Below are 19,634 nucleotides of genomic sequence, written 5' to 3'. Positions count from 1 at the left end.
CGGAAGTTGCAAGTTGTCCCTCGAAACACCATGACAGTGACCGGATTTCTCCACCTGAAACCCATAGCAAGATTGTCGACAAGACTGTCCGCACTTTCTTGGAGCCTGCCTTGCACTCGCGTGGTGCGCCGGGCCGGTTCGTGATGGCCGACGCTCTCGACCTGGTCGTCCGCAATGCGCGTGTCGCCACTGCCAGCGACACGTTCGACTGCGACATCGGCATCCGCGACGGCCGTGTGGCCCTGCTCGGCGCCGGCCTGCCGCCCGGGCAGCGCGAGATCGACGCCGCCGGCCGCACCGTCACGCCCGGTGGCGTGGACGCGCACTGCCATCTCGACCAGCCCATGGAGGGTCCGGCAAAGATGGCCGACGACTTCCTCTCCGGCACGCGCTCGGCGGCCTGCGGCGGCACCACCACCGTGATCCCCTTCGCCGCGCAGATGAAGGGGCAGTCGCTCGAAGCCGCGGTGGTGGACTACCACGCGCGCGCCGAAGGCAAGGCCTGCATCGACTACGCCTTCCACCTGATCGTCAGCGACCCCACGTCGAACGTGCTGGCCGTTGAATTGCCGCGCCTCATCTCGCAGGGCTATACGTCGTTCAAGGTCTACATGACCTACGACGACCTGAAGCTGGACGACGGGCAGATCCTGGACGTGCTCGACGTCGCCCGCACCCACGGTGCGCTGGCCATGATCCATGCAGAGAACGCGGACTGCATCGAGTGGCTGACCAAACGGCTGGAGGCCGCCGGCCGCACCGCGCCCCGGTGGCATGCCCACGCCCGGCCGATGCTGGTGGAGCGCGAGGCCACGCATCGCGCGATCGCCTTGTCCGAACTGGTGGACGTGCCGATCCTGATCGTGCACGTGTCCGGCCGCGAAGCCATCGAGCAGATCCGCTGGGCCCGTGCGCACGGACTGTCGGTGTTCGCCGAGACCTGCCCGCAGTACCTGTTCCTCACCGCGGAGGACCTGGGGATCGACGACAGCTACCAGGGCGCGCGCTGCATCTGCAGCCCGCCGCCGCGCGACAAGGCCAACCAGCAGGTCATCTGGGACGGCCTCGGCGACGGGCTGTTCACGGTGTTCTCGTCCGACCACGCGCCTTTCCGCTACGACGATGCGCAGGGCAAGAAGCCCGGCGGCGAAGAGGTGGCCTTCCGCCACATCCCCAACGGGATTCCCGGCCTGGAGACCCGGCTGCCGCTGCTGTATTCCGAGGGCGTGCTGGCCGGCCGCATCACGCTGCAGAAGTTCGTGGAGTTGACCGCCACCAACCCCGCCAAGGCTTACGGACTGCATCCGCGCAAGGGCACCATCGCCGTCGGCAGCGACGCAGACCTGGTGGTCTGGGACGAGCGCGCGCTGGCCATCGACAACCGCAAGTTGCATCACGCGGTGGACTACACGCCCTACGAAGGCATGCAGCTGAAAGCGTGGCCCGGCCTGACCCTCAGCAGAGGCGAAGTGGTGTGGGACGGCCAGTCGTTCACGGGCCAGGCCGGTCGCGGCAGGTTCCTGCCGTGCGGCACGCCGACGCTGTTGCCCAGGCGTCCTTGAGGAACCCGCCACCATGCGCATCCTGCTGATCAATCCCAACACCACCGACAGCGTGTCCGCGCTGATCCGCGCCGAGGCGCAGCGCAGCGCGTCGCCGGGGACCGAGGTCGAGGTGCTGACCGCGCCTTTTGGCGTGGCCTACATCGAGACCCGCTTCGAGGCGCTGATCGGAGCCTATGCCACTGCGCAGCTCGCCGCCGAACACGCGGCGAACTACGACGCCGTGGTGGTGGCTGCGTTCGGAGACCCCGGTCTCTCGGGCCTGCGCGAAGTGCTGCCGGTCCCGGTGACCGGGATGACCGAGGCGGCGCTCGCCAGCGCCCACTTGCTCGGGCACCGCATTTCGATCATCGCCATCTCCCAGCGCATCCAGGCCTGGTACCGCGAGGTGGTGGAAAGCTACGGCTTCGGCCCGCGCCTGGCCAGCATTCGCGCGCTGGATCGCCCGCTTTCGGGAATTTCCAGCGTGCAGGAAGAACACGCGCAGGCATTGCAGGCCCTGGCCGAACGTGCCGTCGCCGAAGACGGCGCCGAAGTGATCGTGCTGGCCGGCGCGCCGCTGGCGGGCCTGGCGCGTTCGCTGCACGGCTGGCTACCGGTGCCCGTGGTCGACGGCGTCTCCAGCGCGGTGCGCCACGCCGAAACGCTGGCCGCGCTCAAGCCGGGCCGCCCCCGCCAGGGCAGCTTCGCGATGCCGCCCGCCAAACCCCACCGCGGCCTGCCCGACGCGATCGCGCGGCTGCTCGATTCACCCCGCTGAACTTCAGGACCCGCCATGCCGACTCGCACCATCACCCGCATCGCCTTCGCCGCCCTGCTCGCGCTTGGCGCCGCGCTGCCCGCCGCCGCGCAGCAGAAGCTGCAAATCGCCGGCAACTTCGCCAGCGAACACCCGTCGAGCGTGGCGGTCGACCAGGTGTTCAAGAAGGAACTGGCGCGCCTCACCAACAACCAGCTGCAGGTGGACGTGTTCCCCGCCATGCAGCTCGGCGGCGCCAAGGAGAACGTGGACGCAGTGCGTTCCGGCACGCTGGCGATCACCTGGGTCGGCGCCGCGTTCCTCTCGCGCATCGCACCGGAACTGGAGGCGGTGAGCCTGCCCTTCGTTTTCGCCAATCGCGAATCGGCCTTTCGAGTGATCGACGGCCCGGTCGGGGACGCGATCGACAAGAAGTTGCAGGACAAAGGGTTCATCTCGCTGGGCTGGATGGAACTGGGCATGCGCCACGTCACCAACAGCAAGACACCGATCCGCTCGAAGGCGGATCTCGACGGCCTGAAGGTCCGCCTGCAGCCCAACGAAACCCACCTGAACACCTTCCGCGCCCTGGGCGCCAACCCGGTAGCCATGGACGTGAAGGAGCTGTATTCCGCGCTGGAGCAGCGGGTGGTGGACGGCCAGGAAAACCCCTACTCGGTGATCGCGGCCAACCGCTACAGCGAGGTGCAGAAACACCTGTCCAACACCGGCCACTTCTTCGATTTCATCGCCGTGGTGGCCAGCAAGCGGGCTTTCGAACAGCTGAAGCCCGAGTTCCAGAAGGCCGTTCGCGACGCCATGACTGTCACCATCGCCCACCAGCGCAAGCTGGCCGCCGAGGACGATGCCAGGCGCTTTGCCGAGCTCAAGGCCAGGATGACCTACACCGAGGTCTCGCCCGCCGCGCGCGCGGAAATGCGCAAGATCGCCTTGCCCGCCGTGATCGATGGCGTGAAAAAGCGCGCCGGTGCCGACCTGGTCAACCAGGTGCTGAGCGAAGCGGCCAAGCACTGAGGCGATGGATAAACAGGCCATGGAACAGGCTCTTCCCCTGCCGGCCGCGCACGCCGCGCCGGCTTGGCCGCTGCGCCTGCTCTACGCGGCCGACAGGCTGCTGACAGTCGTCCTGGTGGCCTCCGTTGCGGTGATGGTCAACGTCGTCGCCTCCCAGGTCGCGCTGCGCTACGGCCTGAACGAGTCGATCGACTGGGCCGACGAAATCGCGCGATTGGCTTTCGTGTGGTCCATCTTCCTGGCGATCCCGCTGGGCGTGCGCGACGGCGCCCACATCGGCATCGACCTGGTGGTGGACAAGCTGCCGCCGGCCGGACAGTCCGCGCTGCGGCGCGCCGGCGCTGCGGCGGGGGCGGCGATGATGCTCGCCATCTGCTGGGCCGCCGTGCGCACCTGCCGCGAGCAATGGGACGAGCTCATGTCCACCGTCGACATCAGCGTCGGGTGGTTCATCGTGCCGGTGGCCGTTGGCGCGCTGTTCAGTGCCTTTCACCTCCTGCACATCGTGATCGCGGGTCCGCCGGCCAAGCACATCGGGGGTGCGGAATGAGCGGGGCCGTCATCGCCGGTTTCATGGGCCTGGCGCTGCTGGGCCTGCCGATCGCATTCGCCATGGGCGTGGCCGCCCTGATAGCGCTGCTGGCCACCGGCGTCGACTTGTCCATGGTGCCGCAACGCATGATGCATGCGGTCAACTCGTTCCCGCTGATGTCGATCCCCTTCTTCATGCTCGCCGGCGAGCTGATGATCAAGGCGGGCATCGTCGAGCGGCTGATCGCCCTGGCGAACACCATGGTCGGCCGGGTGCGCGGCGGCCTTGCGCACGTAACCATGCTCGCAGGCGCGGGACTGGCCACCGTTTCCGGCGCTGCCGTGTCCGACGCCAGCGCCCTGTCCGCCACGCTGGTGCCCTCGCTGTCCAAGGTGTACGACAAGGGCTTCGCCACCGCCATCGTGGCCGCGGCGGCCAACCTCGGGCCGATCATCCCGCCCAGCGGCGCGATGATCGTCTACGCTTTCATGGCGGGCTCCTCGGTGTCGGTGGGCGGCATGTTCATGGCGGGCGTGGTGCCCGGCATCATCATCACCATCGGCTTCATCGCGCTGTGCTCGTGGATAGCCACGCGGCGCGGCTGGGCGGTGACCGGTGCCCCATTCCGCCTGCGCGTGGTGTTCACCGAACTGCGGCGCTCGGCCATCGTGCTGGCGATGCCGGTGCTGGTGATCGGCGGCATCGTCGGGGGGGCGTTCACCGCCACCGAGGGTTCCGCGATCGCGGTGGTGTATGCCACGGCGCTGGGCTTCTTCGTCACCCGCACCCTGAAGGTGGCCGACCTGCCCGGCATCGTCGTCCGCGCCGCGATCACCTCGGCCATGGTGGGCGCCCTGATCGCCTTCGCCTCCGTCATCACCTACCTGATGACGGTGGACCTGCTGCCGCAAACGCTGACGGTGCTGCTCAAGGCGCTGACGGACAACCCGCTGGTCTACTTGGCGCTGGTGGCGGTGCTGCTGCTCATCGTCGGCATGTTCCTCGAGTCCAACGCGGCCTACATCATGCTGGTGCCGCTGCTGCACCCCATCGCCATCCAGTACGGCATCGACCCGCTGCACTTCGGCTTCCTGTTCGTCCTCAACCTCGTCATCGGCATGCTCACGCCGCCGGTTGGCGTGGTGCTGTTCGTCGTCTGCGGCATCACCGGCGTGCGCATGCGCGAGCTGGTGGCCAACGTCTGGCCCTTCATCGCGCTGATGTACGGGGTACTGGTCGCCTGCATGCTTTTCCCGCCCCTGGTCCTCGCGCTGCCGCGGGCGCTGGGCTACTGATCGCATCCCCCCCTTTCGTTCCACCCGAGGAGTCCCACATGTCGCTTCCTTCCCTGAAACTGCTCGCCGCCGCGGCCCTGGCCGCCCTGCTGGTGTTGCCGGCCGCCGCCCAGGACCGCATCAAGTTCAAGGCGATCGGCCAGCCACTGGCCACCGGCCTGATCCAGAAGAACAAGGAGCAGCCGTTCTTCGAGCATTTCGCGGAGCGCACCGGCCTGCCCATCGACGTGGACTACAAGCCGATCGACACCTTGGGGCTGAAGGACACCGAGCAGCTGCGCGTGATGAAGGCCGGCCTGTTCGACATCGTGTCGCTGCGCGTGTCGCAGAACTCGCGCGACGAGCCGACGCTGCTGGGACTGGACCTGGTGGGCGCCAGCCCCGACTACGCCACGGGCCGCAAGGTGTCCAAGGCTTACTTCAAGACGGTGGACGAGCGCCTGCAAAAGCAGTTCAACGTCAAGCTGCTGGGCGTCTGGCCGTTCGGCCCGCAGATCCTGTTCTGCAAGAAGCCCATCACCAAGCTTGGCGACATCAAGGGCATGAAGGTCCGCGTGTACGACCAGAACCTGGCCAAGTTCATCGAAATGGTCGGCGGCACGCCGGTACCCGTCTCTTTCGCCGATACCCACCAGTCGCTGTCGCTCGGCGTCGTCGACTGCGCCATCACCGGCCCGAGCTCGGCCAACTCTGCCGGCTGGCCGGAAGTCACGACGCACCAGTTGCCCCTGGGCTTCCAGATGGCGCTGAACGGCTACGCGATGACGCTCAAGGCGTGGAACCAGCTCAAGCCCGACCAGCAGGTCAAGCTGCAGGCTGCCTTCGACAAGCTGACCGAGGAAATCTGGGTCTATTCGGAAGAACTGTTCCAGGACGCCCTGAATTGCAACACGGGCAAGGACCCGTGCACCACCGGCAAGAAGTTCAAGCTGGTGAACGTGCCGCTGCAGCCCGCCGACAACGAGTTGATCCGCAGCGCCGTGAGCAAGGTGTCGCTGCCCACGTGGGCCGAAGTCTGCGACAAGTCCAACCCCGGCTGCTCGAAGGGCTGGAGCGCGCAGGTCGCACCGGTGCTGGGGCTGAAGTGAATCCTGGCGCGTCCATACTGGAGGAGGACGCGCCAAAGTCGGCCGCCCCCTCACCGGAGACCAGCGTGAAGACACACATCGAGAACGTCCTCGCCTGGGTGTTCGGCACCATCTTCCTTGCGCTCGCCGTCGTGGTGACGGTGGAGACGATCACCCGCAAGGTGTTCAACGTCTCGCTGCAAGGGGCCGACGAGCTGGGCGGCTATGCGCTGGCGGTGGGATCCACCATCGCCTTCAGCCTTGCGCTGATGGGGCGCAACCACATCCGGGTGGATGTCTTCCACGAGATGCTGCCGCGTGCCTGGCAAGCCTTCCTGAACTGGTTCTCGATCGTCAGCCTGGCGGCGTTCGGCATCTTCGTCGCCTGGGTCGCCACCAAGGTGATCACCGACACCCAGGCCTACGGCAGCACGGCGCAGACGCCCTGGGCGACGCCGCTGATCTGGCCGCAGTCCGTCTGGTATGCGGGCCTGGTGATCTTCGCGCTGGTGGCCACGGGCTACGCGCTGCGGGCCACCGGCCTCCTTGCGCGACGCCGGATCGATACGCTGAACCACGACTTCCATCCGAAGAGCGCGAAGGAAGAACTGAAAGAAGAACTGGACGACCTGGCGCAGCGCCAGGCGGTCGAAGGAGCCAAGCCATGACGCTGCCTTTTTTCGGGGTGGCCTTTGCCGCGATGCTGGGCATGATGCTGATCGGCATGCCGATCGCCGTGTCGATGGCGCTGGTCGCGATCATCGGCGGCATCGCCGCCTACGGCGCACCGTTCATGGACTCGATCGCACCCGTGGTCTGGGGCGTGCACAACGAGAACCTGCTCACCTGCATCCCGCTGTTCGTGCTGCTCGGCGAGCTGCTGCTGCGCTCCGGCATCGCGGACCGCATGTACATCGCGCTGTCCGCCTGGCTGGGCCGGCTGCCCGGCGGCCTGTTGCATACCAACATCGGCAGCTGCGCGCTGTTCGCCGCCACATCGGGGTCCTCCGTGGCCACCGCGGCGACCGTGGGCACCGTGGCCCTGCCTTCGCTGCAGCGCCGCGGTTACCCCATGCGCGCCTCGCTCGGCAGCCTGGCCGCCGGCGGCACGCTCGGCATCCTGATCCCGCCGAGCGTCAACATGATCGTGTACGGATCGCTCACCAACAACTCCATCGGCCAGCTGTTCATCGCGGGCATCATCCCCGGCCTGCTGCTCACCGGCTGCTTCATGCTGTACATCGCGATCTCCAGCATCGCCAGCGGCAACGTGATGCGCGAAGCGAAGGTGCCGTGGGCCGACAAGCTGCGCAGCCTGGTGCACCTGGTCCCGCCGCTGGTGGTGTTCGGCATCGTCATGGGCAGCCTGTACTTCGGCATCGCCACCACCACCGAGAGCGCAGCGCTCGGCGTGATGGCGGCCATGGGTTTCGTCTGGCATTCCGGAAAGATGAGCCGCGAGCTGCTTCGCAACTGCTTCATTTCCACGGCACGCGTCAGCGGAATGATCCTGCTGATCATGACGGCCGCATTCATCCTGAACCTCGCGATCAGCCTGACCGGCGTTGCGGAACAGATGACCAAGTGGGTGACCAGCCTCGGCCTCTCGGCAACCGGCCTGATCCTGGTGCTGATCGTCTTCTACCTGGTCCTCGGCATGTTCATGGACGTCCTGTCGATGCAGGTCGCCACCATCCCGATCACCTACCCCATCGCGGTGGCGGTCGGCGTGGACCCGATCTGGTTCGGCATCTTCATCGTGCTGATGTGCGAGCTGGGGCTGATCACGCCGCCGGTGGGGATGAACCTGTTCGTGGTGCACGGCATCCGGCCCGACAAAGGCGGGATCGAAGACGCCATCTGGGGCGCGCTGCCCTATGCGGCGATCATGATCCTGTTCACGCTGCTGTTGATGGCGGTACCGCAACTGGTGACGTGGCTGCCGGGACACATGTGAGATGGCGGCACGGGACCTCTGGCGGCTGTCCGCTACGGAGCTGCAACGCGACTATCGTGAAGGCCTGAGCCCGCTGGCGGTGGCGCAGGCGTGCCTGGCGCGCCTGGAGGCGGTCAACCCGCGCATCAACGCGGTAGTGGCGCGGCGCGACGACGCCTTCCTGCGCGAGGCGCAAGCCTCGGCGCAGCGGCATGCGCGCGGCGCACCGCTGTCACCGCTCGACGGCATTCCGCTGTCCGTGAAGGACAGCCTCTACACCGAGGACCAGCCCACGACGTGGGGCTGTCCCGCGCTGCGCACGCATGCGACCGGCCAGGACGAGCTGTCGGTGGGCCGCGCGCGCGCCGCCGGGGCGCTGATCATCGGCAAGACCAACGTTCCGGAGTTCGCGCTGGAGGGCTACACCGCCAACCCGATCTTCGGCGTCACGCGCAATCCATGGAACCTGGCGCTCACGCCGGGCGGCTCCACGGGCGGCGGCGTGGCGGCGGTCGCCGCCGGCATCGCGCCGCTGGCGATCGGACAGGACGGCGGCGGCTCGATCCGCCGGCCGGTCTCGCACACCGGGCTGGTGGGGCTGAAGCCCTCGCTGTCGGCTGTCCCGCGCGAGCACGTGCTGCCGAGCCTGTTGCTGGATTTCGAAGTCATCGGGCCGGTGGCCCGCACGGTGGCGGATGCGCGCATGCTGTTCGAGGTGATGCGGGGTCCGGCGGCGGCAGACCGCAGTTCGCTCGCGGCAGCCTTCGCGGCCCGCGATGCCCGCGAGCGGGGCCCGCTGCGCATCCTCTACGTCGAGCGTTTCGGCCAGGCCCCGCTCGATCCGCAAATCGCCGCCAGCGTGGCGGGCGCGGTGCGGCAACTCGCGGCGCTCGGACACCGCGTCGACTCCGGCAGCCTGCCACTGGACCTGGACTTCTTCGCCGAAGCCTGGCCGCAGATCGGGCAGATCGGCCTGGCGCAGATGTTCGACCGCCATCCGGACTGGGCCGCGCAAGCCTCGCCCAAGTACCTGGACATGGCCGGGAAGGGCCGCGCCTTGCCCGGCGCCCGCCTCTGGCAGATCCTGGAGGAAGTGAAGCGCCTGCGCCGCGACACCGTCAACCTCTTCCGCGACATCGACGTGATCGTCCTGCCCTCGGCGGCGGCCCTGCCGTGGAAAGCGGAGGACTCCCATCCGACGCAGATCGATGGGCAGGAGGTCGGCCCGCGCGGCCACGCCGTCTACACCGGCTGGGTGAACGCCGCCGGCTTGCCGGGCCTGGCGCTGCCGTGCGCGCCATCGCGGGAGGGCCTGCCGATCGGCATGCAACTGGTCGGGCCGTACGGCTGCGACGACACGTTGCTGGACCTGGGCGCGGCGTACGAAGCCGCGCAGCCCTGGTCGCACCGTTGGCCGGTCCTGTAGGGCTTGCTGCGCCGCAGCGAGTCCACCTGTTTCAGGCAAAAGCGTTTCGACTTGGCATGCCAACGATCGAGGCGTAGTCTGGCGCCCGGCCTCACGGCCCGACGGTCGCATTCCCGGACCGCGCAACGAAGGAGACATCAGACATGGCCAAGATCCTCATCCTGGGCGCCTCTTACGGTTCCCTGCTCGCATCCAAGCTGCTGTTCGCCGGCCACGAGGTCAAGCTCGTGTGCCTGCCGGCCGAGGCCGACCTCATCAACGCGGAGGGCTTCCGCGTGCGCATGCCGGTCCGTGGCCGCGCCCAGCCGGTGGAGATCGACTCGCGCAAGCTGCCGGGCAAGGTGTCCGCGGGCGGCACCGGCGACGTCAGCCCGGCGGACTACGACCTGGTCGGCCTGGCCATGCAGGAGCCGCAGTACCGCTCGCCGGGTGTGCGCGAGCTGCTGGCGGCCGTCGCGAAGTCGCGCGTGCCCTGCATGTCCATCATGAACATGCCCCCGCTGCCTTACCTGCGCCGCATCCCCGGGCTGGACGCGAATGCACTGAAGGCGGCGTATACGGATGCGAGCGTGTGGGACGACTTCGACCCGGCGCTGCTGACGCTGTGCAGCCCCGACCCGCAGGCGATCCGCCCGCCCGAAGAAAAAGTCAACGTGCTTCAGGTCACGCTGCCGACCAACTTCAAGGTGGCGCGCTTCAACAACGCGAAGTACACGGACCTGCTGCGCTCGCTGGAGCGGGACGTCGACGCCGTGCGCTTCGCCGCGCCGGAGGGCCCGATCGAGCTGCCGGTGAAGCTGCGCGTCTCGGATTCGATCTTCGTGCCGCTGGCCAAGTGGTCGATGCTGCTGGCCGGCAACTACCGCTGCATCACGGCCAACGGCATGCGCACTGCGCAAGAGGCGGTGCACACCGACATCGCCGAATCGAAGTCGGTGTACGACTTCGTCTACGACGTCTGCCTGCGCCTGGGCGCCCACCCGGAGGACCTCGTTCCGTTCGAGAAGTACGCCGCGGCCGCGCAAAGCCTCACGCGGCCGGCTTCCGCCGCACGGGCGTTGCAGAACGGCGCGACCAACATCGAGCGGGCCGACAAGCTGGTGCAGCTGGTGGCGCGCCAGCTCGGCTTGCGCCACCCGGTCATCGACCGCGGCGTCGACCTGGTGGACACCCGGCTGCACGCCAACCGCGAGCTCGCTGCGAAGAAGTAGCATCGGCCTTTTCCTTACGGAAGGTGGATCCATGACGAATTCGGTGCAAGCCGTGGCGGCGGTGCTGTTGCAGGCCCGGCGCGACCACCAGGCGGCCGATGCGGCGGGGCTGGAAACGCTGTTGCAGTCCCCCGAGGACGCCTATGCCGTGCAGGAGCAGGTGGGTCGCTCGGCCGACTGGTTCTCCACCGGCGTGCCGCTGCACTGGAAGTCCGGCGGGCCCTCGCGGAGCGCCGCGCTCACGCACGCCGGGCTGCCGCCGCGCAACGTCTTCTCCAGCCCGGCCGACGCCCGCGGCTGCCCCTTCCATCACCGGCTCATCGAGGCTGAAGTGGCGCTGCGGCTGGCGCGGGACGTCTCTCCCGACGATGCGGCGAAGCTGTCGCACGAAGATGCGGCGACGCTCGTGGACGGGATGACGGTCTCCATCGAAATCGTCGATTCGCGGTGGCAGCAGTTTCCGGAGACGTCGGCGCTGCTGAAGCTGGCCGACCAGCAGTCGCACGGCGCACTGGTACTGGGCGAATGGCGGCCCTTCGCGGCGCGTGACTGGAGCCGGCAGACCTGCGTGGTGCAGATCGGGCAGGGCGCGCCTGCGTCCTTTCGCGGTTCGCTCTCGCTGGGAGACCCGGCGTGGGGGCTGCCGATCTGGCTGCGGCACGTGACCCGCCAGGGCGCCAGCGTGCCGCGCGGCACCATCGTCACCACGGGAACGTGGTGCGGGATGCTCCGGGCGCAGCAAGGCGACAAGGTGAAGGTGGTGTTCGAGGGCGTCGGCGAGGCGGAAGTGCAGCTTTGACCGTTTGAATGCGGACAGCCGGACGCAGAAGGCGCGGAAGTTGCGCAGAAGACGCAGAAGAACATCCAGAAATTCTTTGGTTTTTTTTGCGTCTTCTGCGTAGTTTCTGCGTCTTCTGCGTCCGGTACCCGCATTCACGCAGCCATCGCTCCGCGGCCCGACAATCGCGGTCGTGACCGCTTCCTCCACCTCCCGCGCCGCCTGGACCATGCTGCTGGTCCTGATCTCCGGCTTTGCCCTGAGCCAGGCCTTTCGCACCGCCGCCGCCATCATGGCGACGCCGCTGCAGCAGACCTTCGGCCTGACGCCGCAACAGCTCGGCCTGTTCGCGGGCGCCTTCCACTTCGCGTTCGGCGCGCTGCAACTGTTCATGGGCATGGGCATCGACATGTACGGCGTGCGCCGCACCGTGCTGGCGGTCTTCCCCTTGGCCATCGTCGGCGCGCTGGTCACGGCCAGTGCGGACAGCTATGGCGTCCTGCTGCTCGGCCAGGCGCTCACGGGCATCGGCTGCGCGCCCGCCTTCCTGGTGTGCACCGTGTTCATCGCCCGCAGCTTCCCGGCCAGCCGCTATGCATCGGTCAACGGTGCGGCGCTCGGCATCGGCTCGGTCGGACTGCTGCTCACCGGCACCCCGCTGGCCTGGGTGATCGAAGCCTGGGGCTGGCGCTCCGGCTACGTCGCGCTGGCCGCCTGTGCAGGGCTGGCCTGGCTGGCGATCCTGCTGCTGGTGCGGGAAGAGCTTCCAGCCATGCCCGGCGGCCGCCCCAGCGTGATGGGCGCACTGCGCGGCTACGGCGAACTGTTCCGGCTGCCGCACACGCTGGGCATCATCGGACTGGCGGTGTTCACCTATGCGTCGTTCCTGTCGCTGCGCGGGTTGTGGTTGGGCCCCGCGCTGATCGACCGCTACGGTTTCTCGCTGGTGCAGACCGGCAACGTCGCGATCGCCGTGTCGGTGCTTGGCATGGTGGGGCCGCCGTTGTTCGGCCGGCTGGACCCTGGCGATCGCACGCGGCGCCGCTGGATCCTCGGCTTCACCATCGCCTGCGCGGTCATCTTCGCGCTGATGGCGCTGCCGGTTCCAGCCGCCGTGGAGGTCGGGTTGTCGCTGGCGATCGGCATCATCTCCGGCTACATGGTGATGCAGTACGCGGACGTGCGCGCCAGCTATCCCACGCACATGACCGGGCGGGCCATGGCCGTGTTCACCATGGCGATGTTCCTCGGCGTCGCGCTGATGCAGTGGCTCACGGGGCTCGCGGCGTCGGCGGCCACCGTGCTGGGGATCGAAACCTACATGGCCGTGTTCGGGACGATCGCCTTCTTCCTGTTGCTGGGAACGCTGCTGTTCCGCTTCCTCCCCGGCCCCCACGGGGTTGTCGCCGAGGCGGCACAATCGACGCCATGAAAATTTCCAAAGACACCGTGGTCACCCTGCGCTACAAGGTGGCCGAGCCCGGCGGCAAGCTGATCGAGGAAAGCCGCGAACCCATGGTCTACCTGCACGGCGGCTACAACAACACGCTGCCGAAGATCGAGGAGGCGCTCGACGGCAAGGAGGCCGGCTACGAAGTGACCTTGCAGCTGGCGCCCGCGGACGCTTTCGGCGTGCGCGACGAGTCGCTGCTGCGCGTGATCCCCAAGAGCGAGTTCCCGCCCGGCGTGAAGGTCGGCGGCCAGCTCGAAGGCCGCACCGACGACGGCCAGCCGCATGTCTTCCACGTCATGAAGATCAAGGGGCATGAGGTGCACCTGGACGGCAATCATCCGCTCGCGGGCAAGGCGCTCAAGTTCCAGCTGAAAGTGACCGGCGTGCGCATGGCCAGCGGCGAGGAGATCCAGCATGGCCATGTCCATGGCGAGCATGGGCACCATCACTGAACCGGTCTGAATACGGATACCGGACGCAGAAGTCACAGAAACTATGCAGAAGACGCAAAAGAAACCAAAGACATTGTTCTGGATGTCCTTTCCGCGACTTCTGCGCAACTTCTGCGACTTCTGCGTCCGGTTGTCCGCATTGAAACAACCGCCGCGTGCCCCCACTTAGGAGGAACGATGCCAACCCCCACCTCCCCCGTCCTCTCCGTCCAGCCCCTCGGCTTTCCGTGGGTGACTGCCGATCCGTTCCTGTTTTGTGCGTACCACGACGACGCCTACCCGCGCGGGAACGGGGCGATGGGGCCGGCGGCTTCGCTGGCGGGGCGGGACATCGGGCAGGACTTCAGCCGCAAGGACGGCTGGAGCATGTACCACGGGGACAGCGTGCCCGGCTTTCCGGCGCACCCGCACCGCGGCTTCGAGACGGTGACCATCGTCCGCAAGGGCCTCATCGACCACAGCGACTCGCTCGGCGCCACCGCCCGCTTCGGCGGCGGCGACGTGCAATGGGTCACGGCGGGCAAGGGCATCGTGCACTCCGAGATGTTCCCGCTGCTCAAGGCCGACGAGGACAACCCGCTGGAGCTGTTCCAGATCTGGCTGAACCTGCCCAGGCGCAACAAGATGGCCGAGCCGCACTTCACGATGCTGTGGAACGAGCAGATCCCGCGCCGCGTCGTCGCGGACGCGCAAGTCCGCAAGACCGAAGTGGCGGTGATCGCCGGCAACTTCGGCGACCTCTCCGCGCTGGCGCCGCCGCCCGACTCCTGGGCCGCACAGGCCGAGGCCGACGTTGCGATCTGGACGCTGCGCATGGAAGCCGGCGCCGGCTTCCAGCTGCCGCCCGCGGTGTTGGCCGGAACGCAGCGCACGCTCTACTTCTTCAAGGGCAAGGGGGCCAGCGTCGGCGGCCAGGCCGTGCAAGGCCCGGTGGCGATCAAGTTGCAGGCTGATGTCGAAGTGGCCATCGCCGCCGGCGACACGATCTGCGAATTCCTGGTGCTGCAGGGCCGGCCCATCGCCGAGCCGGTGGCGCAGTACGGGCCGTTCGTGATGAACACGCAGCAGGAAATCCAGCAGGCCATGCAGGACTACCGCCGCACGCAGTTCGGCGGCTGGCCGTTCGGCGACAGCGCGCCCGTGCACGGCACCGAGCCGAAGCGCTTTGCCCGGCATCCGGGCGGCAAGACTGAAGCGCCCGAGGCGCTCAGCCCTTCAGCAACTGCGTGAGCACCGCGCGGGCGACGCGCGGCTCCAGCTTGAGCGTGCGGGCGATCAGCTCGCTGGTGGCGGCGCAGGCAGCCACGGGGTCCATGTCGGCCACGCCGATGGTGTGCACCTGGTTGGCCGCGTCGCCGTGCTTTTCGGCGGTGGCCTTGCGCACTTCGTCCAGGCTGGCCTGCACCTCCTGCAAGGATGCGGTGGGCTCGGTCTTCCACGCGCCCTTGACCGCACTGGCCGTGTTCTCCGCCACCAGCCGCGCGATCGCCTGCTCATAGGCCAGGTTCACCGGCCCGCTCAGGCGCAGGCTCGCGTCGAAGGCGTCGGCGGGCACTTGCGGCCACGCCAGGCGCACGCACTTCGGCGGATCGGACACGCGCAGCTCGTCGAGCGCCGGCACCAAGGCCTGCGCGTACGCCATCACGGCGCCGGTCTGGGCCGTCGCGATCATCTTGCGCGCCAGCGCCGGGTACTGCTTGCGCGTCTGTGTCAGCACCGTCGCCGGCGGCACCAGCGCGTCGAACGCCTGCACAGCCACCCCGTGCATCTGCTTCCACTCGTCCGGCCGATGCTGGCGCAGCGCGACGTGCACTGGCATCTTCAGCCACGCCACGCGCCCCTGGTAGCCCTCGTCGAAGCGGCTGCGGATGAACTCGGTGCGGGTGATGGCCAAGCTCACCATCAGCAGCATCGCCAGCGCCACCAGGAAGTCCCGCAGCAGCTCGCCGTCGCTCGGCTTGCGGTCGCCGGTGAGCAGCCAGACGGCAACGCCGGCCAGCGCGGCGCAGGGCGCCACGAGCCAGGGGAAGAGCGAGAACCACCACATGGCTGATCCTCAGGGCCGCGCGCCCAGCAGGCCGACGCGCCAGCCGGCCGCACGCAGCTGGCGGGTGGCCTGCACACTCAGCCAGATCCACGCGCCCAGGCTGACCAGCGGAACGAAGGTCAGCACCATGTACAGGATGGTCGATGGGGTCGGCTTGCCCAGGCCGGAGCTCAGTCTCACCACGCCCACCAGGCTGTACAGGCCCAGCACCACGTACATCGCGAAGATCGGCAGGGTGGACAGCACGCCGCTGCGCGCCACGCCGTTGACCAGCAGCGAGCCCAGGATGCTCAGGACCAGCATGCGCTGGCCGTTGGCGACCTTGTCCAGGTCCACGCCGGCGTCGACCTGCTCCTCGGCGTCCGCCTCGTCATCATCGTCGTCGTCGTCCACCTTCCGCGCTGCGGCGGTGACGACCGGGGCGACCTGGGGCTGGGGCCGCGGCAAGTCCGCATACGGCTGCCAGCCGGTGGCGTCGAAGCGGTAGATACAAGCCGACAAGGTGGCGGCGCCGGCCGAGGCGAGCGTGCGGGTGGCGATCTTCTGGAGCTGCGCCTCCACGGCGGCGTCGCCGGCAGGAGCGAACATCAGCACGCCCTTGCGCGGCACGGCGGCCAGCAGGCCCTGCGGAAACTTCTCGAGTTGCTGGCGCCAGAACGTGCGGTCCAGCATGAACGTGGCGTTGTAGTCGGCGTGCTGGCCGCGCAGCGTGTGGATGCCGCCGTCCAGCGGGGTGACCTGCGGCGCCCCGCTGGCGCGCTTGCTGTTGGAGCTTGCGTAGGCCACCGCCTTTTGCGGCGTGAGTTCGAGGCGGGCCAGGTCGTCGGGTCGGACGGCCGATGTCCTGGACACCCCGGGTTCGTCGAACACCAGCCGCAACTGCAGGTCTCCGAGATAGCCGTAGGCGACCGTATCGGCCGCGGGGGACGGCCGCAGGGTCTCCCGGGCGAGTCGCTCGCCGGGCCAGGGGTGCAGTTGCACCATCAGCCGGTCGCGCTCGCGCGCGGGCTCCTGGCCGGAAGCCATTTACTTCGCGACGACGCGAACCATCTCGAGGCACTTGTTCGAGTAGCCCCATTCGTTGTCGTACCAGCTCACCAGCTTGACGAAAGTGCCGTCCAGCGCGATGCCGGCGTCGGCGTCGAAGATGGAGGTGCGCGTGTCGCCGCGGAAGTCGGTGGCCACCACCTTGTCTTCCGTGTAGCCGAGGATGCCCTTGAGCGCGCCTTCGCTCTGCGCCTTCATCTCCGCGCAGATCTCGGCGTAGGTGGCCGGCTTTTCCAGTTCCACCACCAGGTCGACCACCGACACGTCGGAGGTGGGCACGCGGAACGACATGCCGGTGAGCTTCTTGTTCAACTCGGGGATCACCACGCCCACCGCCTTGGCCGCGCCGGTGGAGGAGGGAATGATGTTCTCCAGGATGCCGCGGCCGCCGCGCCAGTCCTTGTTGGACGGGCCGTCCACGGTCTTCTGCGTGGCGGTGGCGGCGTGCACGGTGGTCATCAGGCCGCGCTTGATGCCCCACTTGTCGTGCATCACCTTGGCCAGCGGGGCCAGGCAGTTGGTGGTGCACGAGGCGTTGGAGATGATCTGCTCGCCCTTGTACTTGGTGTGGTTGACGCCGAAGACGAACATCGGCGTGTCGTCCTTGGACGGCGCCGACAGGATCACCTTCTTCGCGCCGGCCTGCAGGTGCTTGGTGGCGCCGGCCTTGTCGAGGAAGATGCCGGTGGACTCGATCACCACGTCGGCGCCGATCTCGCCCCACTTCAGAGCGGCCGGATCCTTCTCCTGCGTCAGGCGGATCTTCTTGCCGTTGACGATGAGCGTGTTGCCGTCGACCGCGAGCTTGCCCTCGAAGCGGCCATGGACCGAGTCGTACTGCAGCATGTACGCCAGGTAGTCCGGCTCCAGCAGGTCGTTGATGCCGACGATCTCGATGTCGGGGAAGTTCTGCACCGCAGAGCGCAGCACGTTGCGGCCGATGCGGCCGAAGCCATTGATGCCAACCTTGATGCTCATTCGATCACTCCTGAATAAGAAAAGCCGAAAACCTATTCGTCCTGCTTGAGCAGCACGGCGCGCACCGTGTCCGCCACATTGTCGGCCGTGAAGCCGAAGTGCTGGAACAGCGCGTTGGCCGGCGCCGACTCGCCGAAGCTGTCGATGCCCACGACAGCTGCGCAGCCGTACTTCCACCAGAAATCCGTCACGCCCGCCTCGACCGCGATGCGCGGCAAGCCAGCGGGGAGAACGCTCTCCTTGTACTCGCGGTCCTGTCGGTCGAAGGTGGTCGTGCTCGGCATCGAGACCACGCGCACCGAGATGCCCTGGCGCGCCAGTTCTTCCTGCGCCTTCAGCGCGAGCTGCACTTCCGAACCGGTCGCGATCAGCACGGCCAGCGGCTCCTCGGCACCCACTTCGCTGGGCTCGGCCAGCACGTAGGCGCCGCGGCTGATGTCGCCCAGGTCCGTCTTGGGCGCATAGGGCAGGTTCTGCCGCGACAGCAGCAGCGCGGTCGGCCGGTCGGCGTTCTGCAGCGCCACCGCCCAGGCCACCGCGGTTTCCGCGGTGTCGCCGGGGCGCCAGACATCCAGCCGGGGGATCAGCCGCAGGCTGGCCGCGTGCTCGATCGACTGGTGCGTCGGGCCGTCTTCGCCCAGGCCGATGGAGTCATGCGTGAACACGTGGATGACGCGGCGCTTCATCAGGGCGGCCATGCGGATGGCGTTGCGGCTGTAGTCGCTGAAGGTGAGGAAGGTGCCGCCGTAAGGGATGTACCCGCCGTGCAGGGCCACGCCATTCATGATGGCGGCCATGCCGAATTCGCGCACGCCGTAGTTGATATGGCGTCCGACTTTCCCTTCGGTCACCACGACGTCGCCGGACTGGTCGAAGCGCAGCGGCGGCGTCGACTTGGTGTTCGTGAGGTTGGACCCGGTCAGGTCCGCCGAGCCGCCCAGCAGCTCCGGCATCGCGGCGGTGAATGCTTCCAGCGCGATCTGCGACGCCTTGCGCGAAGCCACGGTCTCCGCCTTGGTATGGGCGGCGATCGTCGCGTCCACGGCGACCTGGTGGAAGTTCTTGGGCAGCTCGCCCTTCATGCGGCGCACGAACTCCGCGGCGAGTTCCGGATGCGCGATTCGATAAGCGTCGAAACGCCGGTCCCAGTCGGCCTCGATGGCGTCGCCCTTGGCGCGCGCATCCCATTCCTCGTACACGCCCTTGGGCAGTTCGAAAGGCTGGTGCTGCCAGCCCAGCGCCGTGCGGGTCAGCTTGATCTCGTCCGCGCCCAGCGGCTCGCCGTGGGCCTTGGCGGTGTTGGCGCGATTGGGCGAGCCCTTGCCGATATGCGTCCTGGCGATGACGATCGTGGGCTTTTCGGCGCTGCGCTTGGCGTCCGCGATCGCGCGGCTCACCGCCTCGATGTCGTGGCCGTCGACCGGGCCGATCACGTTCCAGCCATAGGCCTTGAAGCGGGCCGCCGTGTCGTCGATGAACCAGGGCGTGACCTGGCCATCGATGGAGATGCCGTTGTCGTCGTAGACCGCGACCAGCTTGTTCAGCTTCCAGGCGCCGGCCAGGGCGCAGGCCTCGTGGCTCACGCCTTCCATCAGGCAGCCGTCGCCCAGGAAGACGTACGTGCGGTGGTCGACGACCGTGTGGCCTTCGCGGTTGAACTCCGCGGCGAGCAGCTTTTCCGCCAGCGCCATGCCGACGGCGTTGGTGAGGCCCTGGCCCAGCGGGCCGGTGGTGGTTTCCACACCCGGCGTCACGTCCACTTCGGGGTGGCCGGGGGTCTTGCTGTGCAGCTGGCGAAAGCCCTTGAGCTCGCCGAGCGGCAGGTCGTAGCCGGTCAGGTGCAGCAGCGCGTACACCAGCATCGACGCATGGCCGTTCGACAGGACGAAGCGATCGCGGTCGGCCCAGTGCGGGTTCTTGGGGTTGTGGCGCAGGTGCCGGTGCCAGAGGGCCACCGCGATGTCCGCCATGCCCATGGGGGCGCCGGGATGGCCCGAGTTCGCTTGTTGCACGGCGTCCATGGCGAGCGCGCGAATCGCGTTCGCCATCAGGGAATCGTTGGCCATCAGGGGCAGC

Annotated in this window: 18 protein-coding genes; 14 read left to right on the top strand and 4 right to left on the bottom strand. The window is 68.1% G+C overall.

What is annotated here, in order from left to right; translation table 11 throughout:
• Positions 1-143 precede the first annotated feature (143 nt).
• The 14 genes from hydA (at position 144) to WG902_RS05270 (ending at position 14,716) form a co-directional block, all read left to right on the top strand.
• On the top strand, positions 144-1,562 hold the full coding sequence (hydA, locus tag WG902_RS05335) for a dihydropyrimidinase (RefSeq protein ID WP_340059443.1): 1,419 nt from the start codon (positions 144-146) through the stop codon (positions 1,560-1,562).
• Positions 1,563-1,575: 13 nt separating this feature from the next.
• Entirely contained in the window at positions 1,576-2,322 is a 747-nt protein-coding gene (locus WG902_RS05330; protein ID WP_340058899.1) for an aspartate/glutamate racemase family protein, read from the top strand.
• Positions 2,323-2,337: 15 nt separating this feature from the next.
• Positions 2,338-3,336 (top strand): TRAP transporter substrate-binding protein, encoded by a 999-nt coding sequence (locus WG902_RS05325; protein WP_340058898.1) that lies wholly within the window; start codon positions 2,338-2,340, stop codon positions 3,334-3,336.
• Positions 3,337-3,355: 19 nt separating this feature from the next.
• Positions 3,356-3,886, top strand: a complete 531-nt coding sequence (locus WG902_RS05320; RefSeq protein WP_340058897.1) for a TRAP transporter small permease — start codon at positions 3,356-3,358, stop codon at positions 3,884-3,886.
• Positions 3,883-5,163, top strand: a complete 1,281-nt coding sequence (locus WG902_RS05315) for a TRAP transporter large permease (protein ID WP_340058896.1) — start codon at positions 3,883-3,885, stop codon at positions 5,161-5,163. Before WG902_RS05320 ends, WG902_RS05315 begins: the two co-directional genes overlap by 4 nt.
• A gap of 38 nt (positions 5,164-5,201) precedes the next feature.
• Positions 5,202-6,251, top strand: a complete 1,050-nt coding sequence (locus WG902_RS05310) for a TRAP transporter substrate-binding protein (RefSeq protein WP_340058895.1) — start codon at positions 5,202-5,204, stop codon at positions 6,249-6,251.
• Positions 6,252-6,316: 65 nt separating this feature from the next.
• On the top strand, positions 6,317-6,898 hold the full coding sequence (locus WG902_RS05305) for a TRAP transporter small permease subunit (protein WP_340058894.1): 582 nt from the start codon (positions 6,317-6,319) through the stop codon (positions 6,896-6,898).
• Positions 6,895-8,187, top strand: coding sequence for a TRAP transporter large permease (locus tag WG902_RS05300; RefSeq protein ID WP_340058893.1), 1,293 nt, complete (start codon positions 6,895-6,897; stop codon positions 8,185-8,187). Before WG902_RS05305 ends, WG902_RS05300 begins: the two co-directional genes overlap by 4 nt.
• Before the next feature lies 1 nt (position 8,188).
• On the top strand, positions 8,189-9,592 hold the full coding sequence (locus WG902_RS05295) for an amidase (protein ID WP_340058892.1): 1,404 nt from the start codon (positions 8,189-8,191) through the stop codon (positions 9,590-9,592).
• A 143-nt stretch (positions 9,593-9,735) separates the two neighbouring features.
• Positions 9,736-10,803: a hypothetical protein gene (locus WG902_RS05290; protein WP_340058891.1), complete on the top strand. Its 1,068-nt coding sequence runs from the start codon at positions 9,736-9,738 to the stop codon at positions 10,801-10,803.
• A gap of 31 nt (positions 10,804-10,834) precedes the next feature.
• Positions 10,835-11,602 carry a fumarylacetoacetate hydrolase family protein gene (locus WG902_RS05285; protein WP_340058890.1) on the top strand — a complete coding sequence of 256 codons (768 nt, stop codon included), beginning with the start codon at positions 10,835-10,837 and terminating at the stop codon, positions 11,600-11,602.
• A gap of 172 nt (positions 11,603-11,774) precedes the next feature.
• Positions 11,775-13,013, top strand: a complete 1,239-nt coding sequence (locus tag WG902_RS05280) for an MFS transporter (protein ID WP_340058889.1) — start codon at positions 11,775-11,777, stop codon at positions 13,011-13,013.
• The gene (locus WG902_RS05275) at positions 13,010-13,486 is read left to right on the top strand and encodes an FKBP-type peptidyl-prolyl cis-trans isomerase (protein ID WP_340058888.1); all 477 of its coding nucleotides are present in this window, start codon (positions 13,010-13,012) and stop codon (positions 13,484-13,486) included. Before WG902_RS05280 ends, WG902_RS05275 begins: the two co-directional genes overlap by 4 nt.
• Before the next feature lie 177 nt (positions 13,487-13,663).
• Positions 13,664-14,716, top strand: coding sequence for a pirin family protein (locus WG902_RS05270; RefSeq protein WP_340058887.1), 1,053 nt, complete (start codon positions 13,664-13,666; stop codon positions 14,714-14,716).
• Here the strand turns inward: WG902_RS05270 and WG902_RS05265 are convergent.
• Genes WG902_RS05265 through tkt form a run of 4 tightly spaced genes read right to left on the bottom strand, consistent with a single transcriptional unit; the run spans position 14,694 to position 19,624 of the window.
• Positions 14,694-15,533, bottom strand: coding sequence for a hypothetical protein (locus WG902_RS05265; protein ID WP_340058885.1), 840 nt, complete (start codon positions 15,531-15,533; stop codon positions 14,694-14,696). The genes WG902_RS05270 and WG902_RS05265 overlap by 23 nt on opposite strands.
• 9 nt (positions 15,534-15,542) lie before the next feature.
• Positions 15,543-16,559 (bottom strand): hypothetical protein, encoded by a 1,017-nt coding sequence (locus tag WG902_RS05260; RefSeq protein ID WP_340058884.1) that lies wholly within the window; start codon positions 16,557-16,559, stop codon positions 15,543-15,545.
• Positions 16,560-17,558, bottom strand: a complete 999-nt coding sequence (gap, locus tag WG902_RS05255; protein ID WP_340058883.1) for a type I glyceraldehyde-3-phosphate dehydrogenase — start codon at positions 17,556-17,558, stop codon at positions 16,560-16,562.
• A 32-nt stretch (positions 17,559-17,590) separates the two neighbouring features.
• Positions 17,591-19,624, bottom strand: coding sequence for a transketolase (gene tkt, locus WG902_RS05250; protein ID WP_340058882.1), 2,034 nt, complete (start codon positions 19,622-19,624; stop codon positions 17,591-17,593).
• Positions 19,625-19,634 lie beyond the last annotated feature (10 nt).

Source organism: Ramlibacter sp. PS3R-8 (assembly GCF_037572435.1).
Classification (GTDB): domain Bacteria; phylum Pseudomonadota; class Gammaproteobacteria; order Burkholderiales; family Burkholderiaceae_C; genus Ramlibacter.
The sequence above is the reverse complement of the archived record's forward strand: the minus strand, read 5'-3'. Positions and strand labels throughout refer to the sequence as shown.

What these genes read in the sequence shown, in the direction of transcription:
- WG902_RS05315 (WP_340058896.1), top strand. Translation starts at nt 3,883, where the DNA reads ATGAGCGGGGCCGTCATCGCCGGTTTCATGGGCCTGGCGCTGCTGGGC.
- WG902_RS05330 (WP_340058899.1), top strand. Translation starts at nt 1,576, where the DNA reads ATGCGCATCCTGCTGATCAATCCCAACACCACCGACAGCGTGTCCGCG.
- WG902_RS05320 (WP_340058897.1), top strand. Translation starts at nt 3,356, where the DNA reads ATGGAACAGGCTCTTCCCCTGCCGGCCGCGCACGCCGCGCCGGCTTGG.
- WG902_RS05270 (WP_340058887.1), top strand. Translation starts at nt 13,664, where the DNA reads ATGCCAACCCCCACCTCCCCCGTCCTCTCCGTCCAGCCCCTCGGCTTT.
- WG902_RS05275 (WP_340058888.1), top strand. Translation starts at nt 13,010, where the DNA reads ATGAAAATTTCCAAAGACACCGTGGTCACCCTGCGCTACAAGGTGGCC.
- WG902_RS05290 (WP_340058891.1), top strand. Translation starts at nt 9,736, where the DNA reads ATGGCCAAGATCCTCATCCTGGGCGCCTCTTACGGTTCCCTGCTCGCA.
- WG902_RS05260 (WP_340058884.1), bottom strand. Translation starts at nt 16,559, where the DNA reads ATGGCTTCCGGCCAGGAGCCCGCGCGCGAGCGCGACCGGCTGATGGTG.
- WG902_RS05325 (WP_340058898.1), top strand. Translation starts at nt 2,338, where the DNA reads ATGCCGACTCGCACCATCACCCGCATCGCCTTCGCCGCCCTGCTCGCG.
- WG902_RS05265 (WP_340058885.1), bottom strand. Translation starts at nt 15,533, where the DNA reads ATGTGGTGGTTCTCGCTCTTCCCCTGGCTCGTGGCGCCCTGCGCCGCG.
- hydA (WP_340059443.1), top strand. Translation starts at nt 144, where the DNA reads ATGGCCGACGCTCTCGACCTGGTCGTCCGCAATGCGCGTGTCGCCACT.
- WG902_RS05310 (WP_340058895.1), top strand. Translation starts at nt 5,202, where the DNA reads ATGTCGCTTCCTTCCCTGAAACTGCTCGCCGCCGCGGCCCTGGCCGCC.
- tkt (WP_340058882.1), bottom strand. Translation starts at nt 19,624, where the DNA reads ATGGCCAACGATTCCCTGATGGCGAACGCGATTCGCGCGCTCGCCATG.
- gap (WP_340058883.1), bottom strand. Translation starts at nt 17,558, where the DNA reads ATGAGCATCAAGGTTGGCATCAATGGCTTCGGCCGCATCGGCCGCAAC.
- WG902_RS05300 (WP_340058893.1), top strand. Translation starts at nt 6,895, where the DNA reads ATGACGCTGCCTTTTTTCGGGGTGGCCTTTGCCGCGATGCTGGGCATG.
- WG902_RS05285 (WP_340058890.1), top strand. Translation starts at nt 10,835, where the DNA reads ATGACGAATTCGGTGCAAGCCGTGGCGGCGGTGCTGTTGCAGGCCCGG.
- WG902_RS05295 (WP_340058892.1), top strand. Translation starts at nt 8,189, where the DNA reads ATGGCGGCACGGGACCTCTGGCGGCTGTCCGCTACGGAGCTGCAACGC.